This is a genomic window from Pseudomonas sp. 2VD (assembly GCF_005503585.1).
In the GTDB taxonomy this organism is placed as follows: domain Bacteria; phylum Pseudomonadota; class Gammaproteobacteria; order Pseudomonadales; family Pseudomonadaceae; genus Pseudomonas; species Pseudomonas aeruginosa.
The window spans coordinates 1-3875 of record NZ_SCND01000476.1; the positions used below are offsets into that span (position 1 = coordinate 1).

The window sequence follows — 3875 nt, forward strand, 5'->3', positions numbered from 1 at the left end:
CTGCCTTCCAGTCACGGAAGATCACTTCGCTGGCCTGCGCCGGCTGGCTGATCATGTTCTGCCGGGGCAGCGGCTCGAAGTAGCCGGAGTTGCGCAGGTCGTTGCCGATGATATTGGACATGTCTTCCGGCAACACGTTGCCCCCCTGGAAGCCGAACGGCACCACGGCGATGGGAATGGCACGGTCGTTACCGCTGGAGATCACCAGCGGGTCGGCAGCCTGCGCAGCACCTGCCACCAGGGCCAGGGCGAACAGCGCAATGCGAATCAGGGTACTCACAGACTCAAATCCTCCGGTTTAAAGATGATGCGGCGCTGACGATACAGGCTGTCGAAGGTAGCCCGCGGCAATTGCTGCATCTCGGGAATACGGCCGACGTTGCGCACCGCCGCCACCGCCGAACTGTCGAAAGGCTTGTCGCCACTCGAACGGCTGACGCTGGCATTGGTGATGGTACCGTCCGGCAGCATTTCGATTAGTACTTCTACGCTCATTCCATTACGCGCCGATGGAGGACGCCGCCACTGCTGGCTCACCAGGTTGACGATCAGGTCGTCGAGACTGCCGGTGACCTCGCTGCCCACCTCGTCGGCCAGGGCCTGCTGGCGCTCGGTCGTATCCGAAAGCAACTCGGCCAACGCCTGCGCCTTCTTGTCCTCGGCAGCCTTGCGGGCTGCCGCGGCAGCGGCGGCGGCCTTTTTCTTGGCGGCCTCGACGGCGGCTTTCTTCTTCGCCGCTTCCGCAGCAGCCTTCTTCTTGGCCTCCTCGGCCGCTTTCTTCTTCGCGTCCTCGGCTGCCTTTTTCTTGGCGTCGTCAGCAGCCTTTTTCTTGGCCTCGTCCTCGGCGCGCTTCTTGGCTATGTCAGCCTGCTTCTTCTGTTCGGCGGCCTTGGCCTCGGCAGCTTTCTTGGCTTCATCGGCCTTCTTCGCCTCAGCGGCTTTCTGGGCCTCGGCCTTTCGAGCCTCGTCAGCCTTCTTTTGTTCCGCCGCTTTCGCAGCAGCGACCTGCTGCTGTTCCAGCTTTTGTTGCTCGAGTTTCTGCTGCTCGAGCTTCTTCTGTTCGAGCTGCTCGACTTCGTATTGCTTGGAGGCGGTCTTCTTCGCCTCGCCAGCGATCTTCTGGTTGGTCTGGGTCGTCGCCTGGCTCTTCGACTTGAGCTGGTAGAGCGTGGCCTGCACGATCGGCTTGGAGGGAGGAAGCTCCGGAGCAAACGCCCAGCTGACGAACAGCATGGCGAAGATCAGAACGTGCAGGACCACCGCCAGGACGACGGGCCAGAAATAACTCTCGGAAGGCGAGCGCTCGAACTGTTGCTTCAAGATCAGGGGGCCTCGGTAATCAACCCGACGTTGGGCACACCGGCCTGCTGCAAGGCACCCATGGCGCCAACCACCGCACCATAGTTCACCGCCTTGTCGCCGCGGATGAATACCTGGGTGTCCGGACGGGCACTCATGATCTTGGTGACTGCATCGGTCATCTGTTCCAACGACACGGCACTATCGGTCTGTTTTTCAGTATCCACTTCGCTGCCGACGTTCCAGTAATAGGAACCGTCAGCCTTCACCGAAAGGGTCAGGACCTGCTTGTTGTTGTCCTGAGGCAACGCCTCGCTGGACACCTTCGGCAGGTCGACCTTGACCCCCTGGTTGAGCATCGGTGCGGTCACCATGAAAATCACCAGCAGTACCAGCATCACGTCGATGTAAGGCACCACGTTCATTTCCGCGACCGGCTTGCGCTTGTGACGAACCCTTGCCATATCGGCTTACCTCTCAGTCGTCTTAGTCGTCGCTGGTGTGCACCTTGCGGTGCAGGATGGCCTGGAACTCGTCGGCGAAGGTGTAGTAACGACCGATCAGCATCTCAGAACGTGCGGAGAAGCGGTTGTAGGCGATGACCGCGGGGATCGCGGCGAACAGGCCGATGGCGGTGGCGATCAGCGCTTCGGCGATACCCGGGGCGACGGTGGCCAGGGTAGCCTGCTGCACGGTGGCCAGGCCACGGAAGGAATTCATGATACCCCAGACGGTACCGAACAGGCCGACGTACGGGCTGGTGGAGCCGACGGTTGCCAGGAACGGCAGGCTGGCCTCGAGTTTCTCCTCCTCACGGGAGATGGCCACACGCATGGCGCGCGCCACGCCCTCCATCACCGCATCGGGATCGACGCCGGGCTGCTGGCGCAGACGGGAAAACTCCTTGAAGCCGGCACGGAAGATCTGCTCGACGCCGGAGTCCGGGTCCGGATTGCTACCGGCCTGGCGATACAGCTTGGACAGGTCGATGCCCGACCAGAAGCGTTCTTCGAAGGCATCCAGTGCCTTCTTGGCAGCGCGCATGGCGTTGCCGCGCTGGAAAATCATGATCCAGGATGTGACCGAGGCGGCCACGAGGGTCAGCATGACCAGCTGCACCACGATACTGGCGTTGCTGATCAGGCTCCACATGGAGGTATGGTCGACGACGTTCGGTTCCACTTTAATCTCCTGCTGAAAAAGAATCCGGGCTTCCGGCAAAAGCCGCACGCAACGTTTCGGGGATAGCACGTGGCTTCAGGGTGTCCGCTCGCACGCACGCCACCAGGAACCGCCCCTCGCAGAGCAGGACGGAGTCCGACGCTCGACGAACCTGTTGACGAAACTTCAGGCTCGCCCGGTTCAACTCCTCGACCTCGGCGCTGACAAGCAGTTCATCGTCGAGCTTGGCCGGGGCGTGGTAACGCGCCTCGGCGGAGTGCACGACGAACAGCAGATTGTCGCCGACCAGTTGCGATTGGGCGAACCCCAAAGCTCGCAGCCGCTCGGTCCGAGCCCGTTCCATGAACTTGAGATAGTTGACGTAATAGACGATGCCGCCGGCATCCGTGTCCTCGTAATAGACCCGGAAACGCTGCTGGAACGGCTTTCCCCCGTGTTGCGCGCGCATACTCTAGAACCAAGTCCCGGCTTTGCCAATCGGCAATCGCCCACAAATGCAATTAATTACCATCTTCAGACGTGAACAGATCCGTCGTCACCCCCGGCCCCAACCTTTTCGGAATATTCAGGCCAAAGTGCAGGTACGCATGGCGTGTTACCACGCGTCCCCGCGGTGTCCGCATGATGTAGCCCTGCTGGATCAGATAGGGCTCCAGTACATCTTCGATCGTGTGCCGCTCCTCGCTCAACGCCGCAGCCAAGTTGTCGATTCCTACAGGCCCGCCATCGAACTTGTCGATCATGGTCAGCAACAGACGACGGTCGAGGTGGTCAAAGCCACGCTCGTCGACATCGAGCAGGTTCAATGCCTTGTCGGCGATCACCCGGGTAATGTCGCCCTGCCCCCGGACCTCGGCGAAGTCGCGTACCCGGCGCAGCAGGCGATTGGCGATTCGCGGCGTACCGCGGGCGCGCTTGGCGATTTCCGCCGCGCCCTGCGGCTCGATCTCCAGGCCGAGAATGCCGGCCGACCGACTGACGATGGTCGCCAGGTCCTCGACGTTGTAGAACTCCAGGCGCTGGACGATACCGAAGCGATCGCGCAGTGGATTGGTCAGCATGCCGGCACGAGTGGTCGCGCCGACCAGGGTGAACGGCGGCAGGTCCAGCTTGATGGAGCGGGCCGCGGGCCCTTCGCCGATCATGATGTCCAACTGGAAATCTTCCATGGCCGGATACAGCACTTCTTCGACGATGGGCGAAAGACGGTGGATCTCGTCGACGAACAGGACGTCGCCGGCCTCCAGGTTGGTCAGCAACGCGGCGAGATCGCCGGGACGCTCGAGCACCGGCCCGGAAGTACTCTTGATGGAAACGCCCATTTCCTGGGCGATGATATTCGCCAGGGTCGTCTTGCCCAACCCCGGCGGACCGAAGATCAGCGTATGGTCGAG

Annotated in this window: 5 protein-coding genes and 1 pseudogene; all 6 read right to left on the bottom strand. The window is 61.7% G+C overall.

Annotated features, from left to right (window positions below; all coding sequences use genetic code 11):
- A pseudogene (locus FFS27_RS30030) lies at positions 1 to 280 on the bottom strand (Tol-Pal system beta propeller repeat protein TolB); the annotation flags it as partial.
- Positions 277 to 1320: a cell envelope integrity protein TolA gene (gene tolA, locus FFS27_RS30035; protein ID WP_003086127.1), complete on the bottom strand. Its 1044-nt coding sequence runs from the start codon at positions 1318 to 1320 to the stop codon at positions 277 to 279. The pseudogene FFS27_RS30030 and the gene tolA, both read right to left, overlap by 4 nt.
- Before the next feature lie 2 nt (positions 1321 to 1322).
- Positions 1323 to 1763: a protein TolR gene (gene tolR, locus FFS27_RS30040; RefSeq protein ID WP_003086126.1), complete on the bottom strand. Its 441-nt coding sequence runs from the start codon at positions 1761 to 1763 to the stop codon at positions 1323 to 1325.
- A gap of 22 nt (positions 1764 to 1785) precedes the next feature.
- On the bottom strand, positions 1786 to 2481 hold the full coding sequence (tolQ, locus tag FFS27_RS30045) for a protein TolQ (RefSeq protein ID WP_003086125.1): 696 nt from the start codon (positions 2479 to 2481) through the stop codon (positions 1786 to 1788).
- A 1-nt stretch (position 2482) separates the two neighbouring features.
- Positions 2483 to 2929 carry a tol-pal system-associated acyl-CoA thioesterase gene (gene ybgC / locus FFS27_RS30050; RefSeq protein ID WP_003086124.1) on the bottom strand — a complete coding sequence of 149 codons (447 nt, stop codon included), beginning with the start codon at positions 2927 to 2929 and terminating at the stop codon, positions 2483 to 2485.
- A gap of 52 nt (positions 2930 to 2981) precedes the next feature.
- A partial coding sequence (ruvB, locus tag FFS27_RS30055) for a Holliday junction branch migration DNA helicase RuvB (RefSeq protein ID WP_050397624.1) occupies positions 2982 to 3875 on the bottom strand: 894 nt, incomplete at its 5' end.

Coding starts and splice junctions, on each gene's coding strand:
- tolR (WP_003086126.1), bottom strand. CDS start 1,763: ATGGCAAGGGTTCGTCACAAGCGCAAGCCGGTCGCGGAAATGAACGTG.
- ybgC (WP_003086124.1), bottom strand. CDS start 2,929: ATGCGCGCGCAACACGGGGGAAAGCCGTTCCAGCAGCGTTTCCGGGTC.